Genomic DNA, 13,131 nt, shown 5'->3' with positions numbered 1-13,131 from the left:
GCTCTATTTCCTTACCATTTGCCCGTTTTGGCCAGGCGGTCGCCCTGCTGCTCCCGCTCGGGTACGGCCACATCCGGGGGTTGGGTCAGACCTCGGGACGCAGCATCGGCGGGTTGAGCAGCGTCGCCCCACCGGCCCGGAACAGCTGGGCCGGCCGGCCGCCCTGCCGGGTGGTGGTGCCTCCGGTGGGGACCAGGAAGCCGGGCGTGCCGGTGACCTTGCGGTGGAAGTTCCGCGGGTCGAGCGCGACGCCCCAGACCGCCTCGTAGACGCGGCGCAGCTCGCCGACGGTGAACTCCGGCGGGCAGAAGGCCGTGGCGAGCGAGGAGTACTCGATCTTCGAGCGGGCCCGCTCCACCCCGTCGGCGAGGATGCCCGCGTGATCGAAGGCCAACGGGGCGTCCTGTTCGGGACCGGAGGGATGCAGGAGTTCCTCGACGGGGGCCCAGCGGGCCTCCCCCGCGTCGCCGCCGGCGCGCGGCGCGGGAAGGTCGGGCGCCAGGGCGAGGTGGGCGACGCTGACCACCCGCATCCGGGGGTCCCGCCCCGGGTCGCCGTAGGTGGCGAGCTGCTCGAGGTGGGCGCCGTTGTCCTGCGGGGGCTCCGCGGGGACGGCCGGGTCGTGGGCCCGCAGACCGGTTTCCTCGAGCAGTTCGCGTGCCGCGGCCTGGGTCAGGTCCTCGTCCTCGCGCACGAAGCCTCCGGGGAGGGCCCAGCGCCCCTGGAACGGAGGCTCGCCACGGCGGACCGCCAGCGCGCACAGCGAGTGACGGCGCACGGTCAGCACCACCAGGTCGACGGTGACGGCGAAGGGCGGGAATGCTGACGGGTCGTAGGACATGCGGCGATCATAGTCGTCTCACTGACGATAAACACCGCTTCGCTCACACGCCGAGCGGGAGAGCCACGGCGGGACACGCGGCCCCCGTGCGAGTCCTGCCCGTCCAGGTGCGGCTCAGGGGCGACGCTCCCCTGCCCTCTTCAAGCCTCACCGCACCCTCGGCACACCCCCGCCGCCTTTCACCTGTTGCCGCGCCTCCTTCCGTCGTGGGCGCGCCCCCTCAGCCCCGGCCCGCCCACGGGTCCGCCGCCTTTGCCGGGGCGACTGAGCCGCGGGTCGGCCCGGCCCGGACCACGCCGGTTGACACCGGTCCGCAGCCGCGCGGGTACGCGGCAGGACGCAGAGCGCCGCTCGACCCCTCCGACGGCGACGGTCCCGGCCGCACCCCCCGGGCCCGCACACCCCGCGCCCTCGCTCTCCGAAGCCGCCGGGCCCGCGCTACCGGACGCCGCCGTGCCCGCGCCGCCGGACGCCCCCTCCGTGCCCGCGTCACCGGAAGGCCCCGTCGTGCCCGTGCCGTCGGACGCCCCCACCGCACCCTCCGGGCTTCCCGCAGGCGCGGTGTCCCCTGCCGAGCAGGCCCCACGCGCCTCACCCTCGGGCACCCGGTCCCCGTCGGCTTCACCGGGGACCTCGGCTTCGCCGCTCAAGGGCGGAGGCCCGTCCACCTCGGCTTCGCCGCTCAAGGGCGGAGGCCCGTCCACCTCGGCTTCGCCGCTCACGAGCGGAGACGCGTCCGCCGCGGGCCGGGCGGCGGAGCTCTTCGCGGCGGTCCGGCGGGCCCGCTCCGCCCGGAGGCAGCGCCGGACGGACTCGGGGTCCAGGCCCTCGTCGATGGCGCGGTGCAGCAGCCGGGCGAAGAGGTGAGCCGGATCGGCGGCGAGCGCCATGGCCAGTGCCTCGCGCGCCTCCACGTCGTCGCCGGTGGACCAGGCCACCCAGCCGGCCAGGGTCAGCAGGGGCGCGGCGTGCTCCCCGTAGGACCCGACGCAGCGACGGGAGAGCGCCCGCCACAACCGGAGGGCGGGGGCGGCGTCCTCCCCCTCCATCCACTCCGCTGCCCGGTCCCGGGTGACGCGGTCCTGCAGGCCGTGGACGAGCGTCGCCGCCTCCTCGTGGCTGAGGAGTCGGTCGTCGCGGAGGTCCGCGTCCAGCGCGTCCGCCTCCGGCTGCACGCCGGCGAACCGCTCATGGACCCGTTCGGCCAGCTCCATGGTCTGCTCCTCCACCTGGGCACGTCCGTCCGTCACGACCAGGCGGGGCAGCAACGCAGCCGCCGTCGCGTCCAGCGCGGCCTCCTGCGCCGCCACCGCCGAGGTGCCCTCCCAGGGGCGCAGCCGCACCCGCACCTCCTCCAGCGAGCCCCTGACGCGGATCCCGGCGAAGGCCGAGGCCGCCGCCAGCACCGAGGTGCCGGGCAGGCCCATGGGTCTGCCCTCCGCGGGACAGCAGGCCTGGTCCGAGCAGCAGTAGCTCCAGTAGCGGCCCCCGGAGAGGCACAGCGCCTCGACCACCGGCACGTCCAGCCGTCCGCACTCGGTGCGCATCAGCTGGGCGAGTGGCCGCAGGCGCTCCATGACCTCCCGCCCGGTCTCACCCGGGCCGGGCTCCTGGCACACGTAGGCGACCATGCCGGTGACGGTGGAGCCCCGCCGGGCGCTGCCGGTCACCAGGCCCCGCGCGAGCTGACCGGCGGCGGCCTGCCAGTTCGCCGGCTCGGCCGGGATGCCCAGTCGCGCCCTGCCGCCGAAACGCCCCTGCTTCCCGGAGTCGTGCAGGGCGACCAGCACCATGCTGTCCTCCGGCCGGTGCCCGAGCAGGTAGGGCAGCGCGTCGGCGAGCTCGCCGGTGCTGCGCAGGGTGATCCGGGGCAGGAGGGAGTCCGGTGCGGCGCCTTCCGGGGCCACGGCCGCCCCGTCCGCCTTGTCCGCCTTGTTCCGGGACGAATCGGTGATTTCTTCGCGATGTGTCATACGGCGACAATGCGGGCGGTACCGGTGATCCGTAAAGCCTCACCCGTTCGGCTGTGGACGACCGGCCTGTGGACAAACCGCGCCTGCCGTCGCCGTCCTGTTTGATGGAGCCATGGACCAGCACCACGACACCACGGAACTGCGGACCGAGGCCGACGCCGTCCTCGCCCGGCTCGTCGGCGACCCCACGGGGCGGGCGAGACTGCGCGAGGACCAGTGGCGGGCCGTCGAGGCGCTGGTCGCCCACCGCCGCCGCGCCCTGGTGGTGCAGCGCACGGGCTGGGGCAAGTCGGCGGTGTACTTCGTGGCGACGTCGCTGCTCCGCGCGCGCGGCAGCGGCCCGACGGTGATCGTCTCGCCGCTGCTGGCGCTGATGCGCAACCAGGTGGAGGCGGCCGCCCGTGCCGGCATCCACGCCCGGACCATCAACTCCGCCAACCAGGAGGACTGGGAGACCGTCCAGGCGGAGATCTCGGCCGGTTCGGTGGACGTGCTGCTGGTCAGCCCCGAGCGGCTGAACAACCCCGACTTCCGCGACCACGTCCTGCCCGCCCTGGCGGCGACGACCGGCCTGCTGGTGGTGGACGAGGCGCACTGCATCTCCGACTGGGGCCACGACTTCCGCCCCGACTACCGCCGTCTGCGCACGATGCTGCAGGAGCTGCCCGCGGGCGTGCCGGTGCTCGCGACGACGGCGACCGCCAACGCCCGGGTGACGGCGGACGTCGCCGAGCAGCTCGGCACCGGAGCGGCCGGGGCGGACTCCGGCGCGCTGGTGCTGCGCGGCCCGCTGGACCGGGAGAGCCTGAGCCTGAGCGTTCTCGAACTGCCGGACGCCGCACACCGTCTGGCGTGGCTGGCCGACCACCTGGACGACCTGCCGGGCTCCGGCATCGTGTACACCCTCACGGTCGCCGCGGCCGAGGAGGTGACGGCCTTCCTGCGCCGCCGCGGGCACACGGTGGCCTCGTACACCGGGAAGACGGAGAACGCGGACCGGCAGCAGGCGGAGGACGACCTGCTGCACAACAAGGTCAAGGCGCTGATCGCCACCTCGGCCCTCGGCATGGGCTTCGACAAGCCCGACCTCGGCTTCGTCGTCCATCTCGGTTCGCCCTCCTCGCCGATCGCCTACTACCAGCAGGTCGGCCGGGCGGGCCGCGGGGTGGACCACGCGGAGGTGCTGCTGCTGCCGGGGAAGGAGGACGAGGCGATCTGGCACTACTTCGCCTCGCTCGCCTTCCCGCCCGAGGAGACGGTGCGCCGCACCCTGGACGTGATGGCCGGCGCGGACCGCCCCCTGTCCCTGCCCGCGCTGGAACCGCTGGTCGAGCTGCGCCGGTCCCGGCTGGAGACGATGCTCAAGGTCCTCGACGTGGACGGCGCGGTGCGCCGGGTGAAGGGCGGGTGGATCGCCACCGGCCGGCCGTGGGCCTACGACACGGAGCGGTACGCGTGGGTGGCCCGGCAGCGTGAGGCGGAGCAGGAGGCGATGCGCGCCTACGCCACCACCTCCGGTTGCCGAATGGAGTTCCTCCGGCGTCAGCTGGACGACGAGCAGGCCGCGCCCTGTGGCCGGTGCGACAACTGCGCCGGGGCGCGCTTCACCGCCGACGCCTCCACCGGGGCGGTGGAAGCCGCCCGCTCGGACCTGGGCCGGGCCGGTGTAGAGGTGGAGCCCCGCAAGATGTGGCCCACCGGCATGACGGCCGTGGGCGTCGACCTGAAGGGGCGCATCCCGGCGTCCGAGCAGGCCGGCGAGGGCCGGGCCCTCGGGCGGCTGTCGGACATCGGGTGGGGCAACCGCCTGCGCCCGCTGCTGGCTCCGCGGAGCCCCGACGGACCGGTCCCGGACGACGTGGCGCGCGCGGTGGTCGGGGTGCTGGCCGACTGGGCGAAGGGTGCCGGCGGCTGGGCCCCCGGGGTGGAGCGGGCACTGGCCAGGCCGGTGGGCGTGGTGACGGTGGCCTCCCGGTCCCGCCCGCAGCTGGTCGGTTCGCTGGGCGCCCGGATCTCGGAGGTGGGGCGGCTGCCGCTGCTGGGCTCTGTGGAGTACACCCAGGACGCCCCGCCGCCGCACCGGAGCAACAGCGCGCAGCGGCTCAAGGCGCTGCACGACTCCCTGGTCGTACCGCCCGCCCTGGCCGCCGCGCTGGAGGGCGCTCCGGGCCCCGTACTGCTGGTGGACGACTGGACGGAGACGGGCTGGACCCTGGCGGTGGCGGCCCGGCTCCTGCGCCGGGCGGGGGCGCCGGGGGTGCTGCCACTGGTGCTGGCCGTCCAGGCGTGAGCAAGGCGGCCCGGGCCTCCCGGGCCACGGCCCGCGCCGTTCCCGGCCAACGGTCTGCGCGGCTCCCGCGCGGCGACGGACACGCAGCGTGTCGCAGGCGACGAACACGCAGCGTGTCCCCAGGAACGCGGAACTCGCGGTTCACCGGAGCGGCAGGCGGAACCGGAGCGTCCTGATTACTCTGTGCGCCGGTTGGCGCGCCTGCGCCGTGGGGATATTGAAGACGGAACACCAGAAAGCGGTCAGCGACCTCAATTGCTCGTTGCCGACGCTCAGTTCGAGGGCGAGAATTGAGATCCGCCCCCGCGTTGACCCGCCGTCGAACGGCCGGGAGCCTCGTGGTGCGCTCCCCCGAATCCGACCCCGCCCGCGTTGTGGGCGTACCTGCCGAAGGGAGGACCGTGACCTTCGGATTCGCCCCGTCCTCCGCGGCAGCCGCGTCGACGTCCGCCGACCCGTCCGCCGTGTCCGCCAGTCGCCTGCTCGAGCCCGCGGAGTGGAGCGCCGCCGAGGTGCCACTGCTGCGCAACCCTCGCGAGGTCGTCAACGGCCTGCATTCCAGGCACCTGCCCAAGCCCGACACGGCGGTGGTCGCCGTCCTCGACCCGGACGAACGGCTGCGCGCCAGCGCCTCGTTCGCCCGCCGGCCCGGCACACCGGCGGACGGCTGGATGTTCCGCAACGCCCTGCTGGCGCAGCTGCGCCGGGTGATCCCCCACGACCTGCGCCGCCGCAGTCCGGTGCGCACAGCGGTGCTGCTGTACTGCCGGGAGGGCGACAGCCGCTGGACCGAGGAGGACGGCGCCTGGATGTGGGGCCTTCGTGACGCCTGCACGCTGCACGGGCTTCGCTGCGGCGCCTACATCACCCTGACCAGGGACGGCTGGCAGGTCCAGGGCGAGGGACGCGGCGGGCGGCGCCCTCATCTTGAGTCGCCGCCCGAGCTGTTCGGCGGCACGGCGACCATCCCGCTGCCCCGCACGGGTGGAGCGGCGTCCGAGATCCTGCGGCGCGCGGCGGCCCGCTGACGGCGGGGCCGTCGGGCCCGCACGGGACGACCGTCCCTGGTCCGCCCGCGGCGCGGGCGGACCAGGGATCAGACCCCGGCGCCCAGCACCGCGTCGACCCGCTGCCGCTCGCCGCAGACGATCAGCAGCGAACCGGCCCGGCGCAGCGCGGCAGGCAGCGCCTCGGCCACCTCGGCGTCGGTGCCGCCGTTGACGGCGATCACGGCCACCGGACGCGGCGCGAGCCGGTCCAGCACGGTCGCGCCGGCGTAGAAGACGTCGTCACCGGCGTCGTGCTGCGCCCAGTAGGCGGCTTCGCCGAAGGACAGCTCGTGGACGGCCCACGGGTGCGGGTCGCCGGTGGTGATCAGCAGGATCTCGCCGGGAGCACGACCGGAGTCGAGCAGCAGGTCGACGGCCTCCTCCGCGGCGTCCAGCGCACCGTCCAGCGGGGCGGGGATCAGCTGGACCTGCGGGGCGCCGGCGGCCGGCGCCGACGGGGCGGCCTTGGGACCGGGCTTGGGGGCCGTGCGCTGCGTGGGCGTGACCGGACGCGGACCCGGTCGGCCGGGACGCGCGGCGGCCGCGGGGCGCGGGCCGGGGACGGGGCGGGGGGTCGGCACGTTACGGCTGGGGGCCGCAGCGGTGCCGCCCTGGGCGCTCTCGGGAATCTGGGGCTCCTCGGGACTGAGAGGCATGGTCGGTTGTCCATCGGTGTCGGTGCGCCCCAGTGTGTCGGGGGCACGTCATGGGGTGGTGCCGCGGGAAGCGGAGCGGTCAGAAGTCGAAGCCCAGTTGGCCCTCGATCTCCGGCACACTCGCCTCCGCCCAGGTGCGGACCTTCTTCAGGTGCCGCCACCGTGGCAGCGCATCAAGATACGCCCACGACAGACGGTGGTGAGGGGTGGGTCCCCTTTCCTCCAGCGCGGCGCGGTGGACGGGGGACGGATAGCCGGCGTTGGCCGCGAAGGCGAAGTCCTCGTGACCTGCGCCCAGTTCCGCCATCATCGCGTCCCGCTCGACCTTGGCGATCACCGAGGCAGCGGCGACGGCGACGCAACTCCGGTCGCCCTTGATCACCGTGCGTACCTGCCACGGGGCGCCCAGGTAGTCGTGCTTGCCGTCGAGGATCACCGCGTCCGGCCGGACCGGAAGGGCCTCCAGCGCGCGCACCGCGGCGAGCCGCAGCGCGGCGGTCATGCCCAGTTCGTCGATCTCCTCCGGCGAGGAGTGCCCCAGTGCGTAGGCGGTGACCCAGTCGCGGAGTTCTCCGGCGAGTTCGTTGCGCCGCTTCACCGTGAGCAGCTTGGAGTCGGTGAGGCCTTGGGGAGGACGCCGGAGGCCCGTTATGGCCGCGCAGACGGTGACCGGGCCGGCCCAGGCGCCTCGGCCCACCTCGTCGACACCGGCGACGACCTTGGCTCCGGTCGTGGCGCGCAGGGAGCGCTCGACGGTGTGTGTAGGCGGTTCGTAGGGCATGACGCTCTTAGCCTACGCCGCCTTCGGGCGGCCGGGACCCCCGGTCCCGCTCAGACCCGGCCGCTCCTGCTCGTGTTCGCGTTCGCGCACGTCGCACACGGCGGGGCGACCGCACGGACGGGCAGGGCTCCGTCGGCCCGGGAACGCCCTTCCGGCGGCTTCACGACGACCGGGGACCGCAGTTCGGCACCCTGGTCCCCGCCTCACTGGTCGACGCTCCACGACCGCCACCCGCACGGGATACGCACAAGCGAAGGCTCGCGCGCATCCCGCAGCGACCCGGAGGGCCCACCCCACGCCCACCGGTGCCGCGCGGAGCCAAAGACCCCGCGTGGCACCGGTGATCTACTCGTACAGGTCGTCCTCCCAGCGGGAACCGACGTCGCACGACACGGGATCCGGGTCGGCCGGCCGGTCGGCGAGGATCCGGCGGGCCTCCCGCTCGCTCCAGCTGGTCGCGTACCAGGGCGGGGCGTCGTCCAGCTCGTCGGTGTACTCGGCGAGCAGGCAGCTGCGCAGGGGCTCCTCGAGACGGTCGAGGGCCGGCACCGCGTCGACGGACAGGCCCTCGAGGTACGCCCGGTCGATCTTCCCGTTCGCCGTGTACCGCGTGACGTTGTGTTCGGCGATCAACGCGTCGGGGGACATCAGGCCGAACGCCAGCACGCCCGCGGCGGCCGAGACGGCGACGGCGCGGGGCAGCCACCGGGCGCCCCAGACCCCCGCCGCCATGACCAGGACGATCACCAGGCCCAGCCAGAACTCCATGGCCAGCACGGAAATCCTCAGCCGGGTCAGTCCGTAGGCGTCGACGTACATGTCCATGCGCCGCACCGCGGAGGCCACGACGACCAGGGCGAGCGCGCAGAGCACCCCCAGGACGCCGCGCACCAGCACGCGGTCACGCGGCCCCGACCGGGGCGCCGTGCGGGCGGCGACGATCACCACGACCAGGAACAGCAGGGTGACGATCAGCAGCTGCCAGAAGCCCTGGCGCGCGTACTCGGAGTAGGTCAGGCCGGTCTTGTCCAGCACCGCGTCGTAGCCGCCGAACAGCACCGCCAACTGCACCGCGTTGAACGCCGCGAACAGCACGGTCAGCACGATCAGCGGCAGCGCCCACTCGGTGCGGCCACGGGGCCGTCCCGCGGGGACGCGGGTGCGGTCCCAGGGCACCGGAGCGGCCGCCGTGCGGGCGGCCGCGAGCGCGCCGACGACGCCGAGGACGAAGGTCACCAGCCGCAGCGGCCCGTCGGCGGGCTCCTCCAGGTCCGGCACGAGGTTGCTCAGCAGGTCCGCGAAGGCCGCGTCGGCACCCGCGAACAGCGCACCGAAGACGACCAGCAGCACGACGGCCACGCCGGTCCCGCGCAGCACCGGTCCCAGTCGGCCCGAGGTGCCCGCGGCCCGCTCCTTGAGCCCGCGGGCCGCCCAGGCGAGACCCGGGACGGTGGCCCCGCACAGTCCGAGCGGGGCGAGCAGCACCGCCGCCCAGGAACGGCCTCCGTTGAGGGCCAGCGCGCCCATGGCGAAGGCTCCGGCCACCGCGAGGAACACCGGCCAGCCGGCGTCCCGCAGCGCGGGCACCACCAGCAGGGCGAGTCCGGCCGCCGCCCACACCACCGTCCACGGCCGGGGCCCGCGCTTCGCCCGGCGGGCAGCCGCCCAGGCGGCCACGGCTGCGGGAACGGCCGCCAGGAGCAGATTGACCCCGAGCCCTTCCGCGAGCACCAGGGCGGCGACGAGTCCCGCCGCGAGCGCCGCCCACAGCGTCACCGTGGTCACGGGGGCCGGGGCTCCGCCCCTGACCTTGTCGAACCAGCCCGGGACCGGCGGCGGTCCGGCGACCCGCGGGCCGGGCGCCCAGGCGCCGGACGGCGGCGGCCACGGACCGGTGGCACCGGCCCGGGACCTGTCCCCGTCGGCCGCGGCCGCAGCGGGGGGCGGATGAGGCGCCCCCGAGTCGTCACCGCCCCGAGTCACGCCCTCCGGCTTCTCGGCGGACCCGTCCTGAGGCTCCTGAGGTGGTATGTCGGACAACCGGGACCCCTCCCCCACCGCACGACGGACGAGGCCCGACGGTCCTGCCGGAACGCACGCCGGTGCGGCGCGGGTCGGTACGGGGCCGGTCCCGGTGCGGTGTGTCGTGATGAGCGCCGCATGATCACCAGGCAGCGGCGGCTCACGCTAGTACCGCCCGGCGGGGGCGGACCGGAACGGAGGAGTCTGTGGCAACCCTGTGGCATGTCTGTGACACACGGGTCCGTCGACACGGGTCCGTTGACACGGGGCGCTTCGCGGCACGGGGGGACCCACCGGCGCACAGCGGTCGGGAAACGAGCCAGGGGAGCCCGTCACCCGGCAGCCGGCCCGACCGCCTCCCGCGGACCCGCCGATCCCAGGCCCACCGACTCCAGGCCCAACGACTCCGGACCCACCGACTCAGGACCCGCCGGCTCGGTACCCGTCGGTTCGGGACCCACCGACTCCGGACCCACCGGCTCGAGCCCCGCCGACTCCGGTACCCACGCCGGGAGCGGCTCGGTGCGCCCGGTCCACTCCGCGGGCGGCGCTCCGGCCGGGCCCGCCGCCGCGACGACGCCGCCCACCACCGCGCAGGTGGTGTCCACGTCCCCGCCGGCCCGGGCGGTGGCCCAGAAGGCCTTGCGGAAGTCGTTGCCCGCCCGCGCCGCGGACCACAGGGCGAACGGCACCGTGTCCTGCGCGGTGCTGCGCCGCCCGCAGCCGACCACCGCGGCCACGGTGGCGGAGTCCTCGTAGTCGAGCAGCGTGCGCACCCGCTCCAGCCCGAGGCCGACCATGCTCCGGGCCGGCAGCAGGGCCAGCACCCCGTCGATCAGCTCCTCCGGCCGGTGCGCGCCCCCGGACCGCGAGGCCAGTGCCGCGGCCGCGGCGACCGCCTGTGCCCCGGCCACCCCCTCGGGGTGGCGGTGGGTGGTTACCGCGGACAGGGTGGCCTCGCGGACCGCCCGCTCCGGGTCGTCGGCGAACCAGGCGCCCAGCGGGGCGACCCGCATGGCGGCCCCGTTGCCCCATGACCCCTGGCCCTCGAACAGCGCGGCGGACAGCTCACGCCAGTCCCCGCCCTCGCGCACGAGGCGGAGCATCCGGTTGACCGCAGGGCCGTAGCCGCGGTCGAAGTCGTGGTGCCGGGCGAAGGCGGCGGCGAGCTCGTCCTGGTCGACGCCGCCGCGCGCCGCGAGGACGGCCACCACCGAGCAGGCCATCTCGGTGTCGTCGGTCCAGCCCCAGGTGCCGGGCGGGAGGTCGCCGCCGCGCAGCAGCGGTCCGTTGGCGGGGACGAAGAACTGGGAGCCGAGGGCGTCACCCACGGCGAGGCCGGTCAGGGAGGCGAGGGCACGGTCCAGGCGTGCTCCCGAGGAGGAAGAGGGGTCAGTGGTCGCGGTCGTCACGCTGCCATCCTGCAGGTTGCCCCCGCCTCCGGCCAGGGGCTTTCGGCACGGGCTCGCGCCAGCGGTCGAAGGGCCGGTCCAGGGTGTACTTGCCGTTCTCCCCGAGAACGAGCATGCGCGTCTCGCCGTTCCCGGGATTGGAGAGCGACTCGAACTCGTCGACCGTCCAGTGGAACCAGCGCATGCAGAAGAGCCGCATCGCCAGGCCGTGGGTGACCAGCAGGACGTTCGGCGGGTGGTCGGGGTGCTCGAAGCTGCGGAACAGGCTCTCCAGGAAGCCGCCGACCCGGTCGTAGACGTCGGCGCCGGACTCCCCCTGGGCGAAGCGGTAGAAGAAGTGACCGTAGGTGTCACGGTTCTCCTTCTGGCGCGCCACGTCCTTCGGGTCCTGCAGGTTGCCCCAGTCCTGCTCGCGCAGCCGGGGCTCCTCGCGGACCCGCACCCGCGCAGGGTGGAGACCGAGCCCTTGGAAGGTCTCGTGGGTCCGGCGGTAGGGCGAGACGTAGACGCTCACCCGCTCCTCGCCGAACAGCTCGCGGAGCCGGCGGCCGGTCTGCTCGGCCTGCTTCCAGCCCTGGGCGGTGAGGGGGAGGGCGTGGTCCGGGGTCTGCTCGTAGACGGAGTCGTCGGCGTTGCCGGAGGACTCGCCGTGCCGGACGAGGACGATGCGACGTGGTCGGGGCATACGGCAACCCTAGATCGGCCGGGGGCACCCGCGACGGCCTGCCGGCCCTTCAGGGACGTTGGGCCGGAATCACCGTCCAGGTGGGCTCCAGCTCCACGATGTCGCCGTCGAGGTCCGCCACGTCCGCCTCGAGCTGGGCGCGCAGGGCGAGCCGCTCGATGCGCTCCGTGCGGTACTTGGCCCGCTCGGCGGTCGACTGCCACATCGAGAGGATCATGAACTCGGGTCCTGGCGCCTCGGCGAACAGCCCGCGCACCATGCCGGGGGAACCCGCCATCGCGGGGTTCCACACCTTCTCCTGCATCAACGCGAAGTGCTCGGCGCGCTCCTCGTGCACCCGGCAGTGGGCCACCCGGACCCGGTCGGCCTCGGCGAACCGCGGCCGGAAGCCGGTCTTCACGTCGAACCGGTGGGTGAAGAGCCGGACCCGGGGGTCGCGGAAGGTTCCGGCCTGGGCGGTGGCCAGCCGGTCGTGGGAGAGCGCCATGAACGAGTCGTAGAGCACCCGGCTCTCCCAGAAGGAGAAGAGGTGCACGACACCCGGCCGCACCCGGCTCCACCCACCCCCCTGCCCCTGGAAGCCGGACTCGCCGCGCAGACCCGCCCATTTTCGCTGCCCCTGCTCGAACCCCCGGGGGTCCGTGACCGTGCAGCGAATCCACTTGACCAGCACCGCGCCATCGTAAGGCCACGGGGAGCGGCGCTGGAGGGCGCGAACTACCGGCGCACTCACCGGTGGTGGCTCGCACAGGCGTGGCAGGATGGACAACCGGCCTTCTGGGCGGTCCGGTTGGACCTGTGGGGTGATCAACCGACCTCGGCGTCACGGGCGTCGGAAGGCCGCACGGACCCAGGCCCAGGGAAGGGGAGACAATGTCCGGCAGCGTTTCCGGCATCGGCAAGGGAATCGCCAAGGTCGAGGTGTCACTGAAGTGGGACCCCAGCCCGATGGGGCAACCGGCCATCGACCTCGACCTGGTGGCGGGTGTCTACCGGCATGCCGACCCCCACGGCACGCCCGTGTACCTGGTGCACTTCGACAGCCGCTCGCCGGACGGCACGATCACCTTGAGCCGGGACAGCCGGGACGGCAAGGGGTTCGGCTGGGACGAGGTGATGACCCTCGAACTGGGCCGTCTCGCCGAGGAGTTCGGCCGCGTCGTGGTCGGCACGGTGATACAGCAGAGCAACGGGGAGCGCGTCTTCTCCCAGGTCCCGCACGCGCGTTACCGGGTGGCCGAGGGGTACACGGCGCTGGCCGAGGAGGACTTCGCGGCGGTCCCCGGCGCCCGCGCCGCCACGCTGGCCGAGTTCGTCCGCGAGGGCGGCCGCTGGAGCTTCCGCCCGGCGGTGCGCGGCTTCGACGACGCGGAGGGCTTCCCCCGGGCCATGGGCGCCGCGCCCGACGCCTGACCTGCAACG

General features: G+C 74.6%; 10 protein-coding genes and 1 pseudogene. 3 read left to right on the top strand and 8 right to left on the bottom strand.

Features of this window, described 5'->3' with window-relative positions; all coding sequences use genetic code 11:
• Positions 1-85 precede the first annotated feature (85 nt).
• Together Sfr03f_RS02390 and Sfr03f_RS02385 are read right to left on the bottom strand one after the other, a co-directional pair.
• Positions 86-841 carry an NUDIX hydrolase gene (locus Sfr03f_RS02390; RefSeq protein WP_108952020.1) on the bottom strand — a complete coding sequence of 252 codons (756 nt, stop codon included), beginning with the start codon at positions 839-841 and terminating at the stop codon, positions 86-88.
• A 179-nt stretch (positions 842-1,020) separates the two neighbouring features.
• Complete coding sequence (locus tag Sfr03f_RS02385) at positions 1,021-2,814, bottom strand: DUF4192 domain-containing protein (protein WP_108952019.1); 1,794 nt, start codon at positions 2,812-2,814, stop codon at positions 1,021-1,023.
• A gap of 112 nt (positions 2,815-2,926) precedes the next feature.
• Here Sfr03f_RS02385 and Sfr03f_RS02380 point away from each other — a divergent pair, with 112 nt between their 5' ends.
• The gene (locus Sfr03f_RS02380) at positions 2,927-5,104 is read left to right on the top strand and encodes a RecQ family ATP-dependent DNA helicase (protein ID WP_108952018.1); all 2,178 of its coding nucleotides are present in this window, start codon (positions 2,927-2,929) and stop codon (positions 5,102-5,104) included.
• Between the two features lie 401 nt (positions 5,105-5,505).
• On the top strand, positions 5,506-6,132 hold the full coding sequence (locus Sfr03f_RS02375) for a hypothetical protein (protein ID WP_108952017.1): 627 nt from the start codon (positions 5,506-5,508) through the stop codon (positions 6,130-6,132).
• Positions 6,133-6,200: 68 nt separating this feature from the next.
• Here the strand turns inward: Sfr03f_RS02375 and Sfr03f_RS02370 are convergent, their stop codons facing one another.
• The 6 genes and pseudogenes from Sfr03f_RS02370 to Sfr03f_RS02345 form a co-directional block, all read right to left on the bottom strand.
• Positions 6,201-6,809: a hypothetical protein gene (locus Sfr03f_RS02370; protein WP_108952016.1), complete on the bottom strand. Its 609-nt coding sequence runs from the start codon at positions 6,807-6,809 to the stop codon at positions 6,201-6,203.
• Between the two features lie 79 nt (positions 6,810-6,888).
• The gene (rnhB, locus tag Sfr03f_RS02365; protein ID WP_108952015.1) at positions 6,889-7,590 is read right to left on the bottom strand and encodes a ribonuclease HII; all 702 of its coding nucleotides are present in this window, start codon (positions 7,588-7,590) and stop codon (positions 6,889-6,891) included.
• Between the two features lie 345 nt (positions 7,591-7,935).
• Positions 7,936-9,375: a DUF4153 domain-containing protein gene (locus tag Sfr03f_RS02360; protein WP_245967364.1), complete on the bottom strand. Its 1,440-nt coding sequence runs from the start codon at positions 9,373-9,375 to the stop codon at positions 7,936-7,938.
• A gap of 728 nt (positions 9,376-10,103) precedes the next feature.
• Positions 10,104-11,024: pseudogene (locus tag Sfr03f_RS02355) on the bottom strand (ADP-ribosylglycohydrolase family protein); the annotation flags it as partial.
• Complete coding sequence (locus tag Sfr03f_RS02350) at positions 11,005-11,709, bottom strand: histidine phosphatase family protein (protein WP_108952012.1); 705 nt, start codon at positions 11,707-11,709, stop codon at positions 11,005-11,007. The pseudogene Sfr03f_RS02355 and the gene Sfr03f_RS02350, both read right to left, overlap by 20 nt.
• Before the next feature lie 49 nt (positions 11,710-11,758).
• Complete coding sequence (locus Sfr03f_RS02345) at positions 11,759-12,382, bottom strand: YdbC family protein (protein WP_108952011.1); 624 nt, start codon at positions 12,380-12,382, stop codon at positions 11,759-11,761.
• 200 nt (positions 12,383-12,582) lie between these two features.
• Here Sfr03f_RS02345 and Sfr03f_RS02340 point away from each other — a divergent pair, with 200 nt between their 5' ends.
• Entirely contained in the window at positions 12,583-13,122 is a 540-nt protein-coding gene (locus tag Sfr03f_RS02340; RefSeq protein WP_108952010.1) for a TerD family protein, read from the top strand.
• The last annotated feature ends 9 nt before the right edge of the window (positions 13,123-13,131 follow it).

Origin of the sequence: Streptomyces fragilis, assembly GCF_003112515.1 — a bacterium.
GTDB lineage: Bacteria > Actinomycetota > Actinomycetes > Streptomycetales > Streptomycetaceae > Streptomyces > Streptomyces fragilis.
Note: the sequence above shows the minus strand (reverse complement) of the source record. Positions and strands in the feature narration are given on the sequence as shown.

Excerpts from the sequence above, each read along its gene's own strand:
- rnhB (WP_108952015.1), bottom strand. The coding sequence starts at position 7,590 with ATGCCCTACGAACCGCCTACACACACCGTCGAGCGCTCCCTGCGCGCC.
- Sfr03f_RS02370 (WP_108952016.1), bottom strand. The coding sequence starts at position 6,809 with ATGCCTCTCAGTCCCGAGGAGCCCCAGATTCCCGAGAGCGCCCAGGGC.
- Sfr03f_RS02340 (WP_108952010.1), top strand. The coding sequence starts at position 12,583 with ATGTCCGGCAGCGTTTCCGGCATCGGCAAGGGAATCGCCAAGGTCGAG.
- Sfr03f_RS02385 (WP_108952019.1), bottom strand. The coding sequence starts at position 2,814 with ATGACACATCGCGAAGAAATCACCGATTCGTCCCGGAACAAGGCGGAC.
- Sfr03f_RS02380 (WP_108952018.1), top strand. The coding sequence starts at position 2,927 with ATGGACCAGCACCACGACACCACGGAACTGCGGACCGAGGCCGACGCC.
- Sfr03f_RS02350 (WP_108952012.1), bottom strand. The coding sequence starts at position 11,709 with ATGCCCCGACCACGTCGCATCGTCCTCGTCCGGCACGGCGAGTCCTCC.
- Sfr03f_RS02390 (WP_108952020.1), bottom strand. The coding sequence starts at position 841 with ATGTCCTACGACCCGTCAGCATTCCCGCCCTTCGCCGTCACCGTCGAC.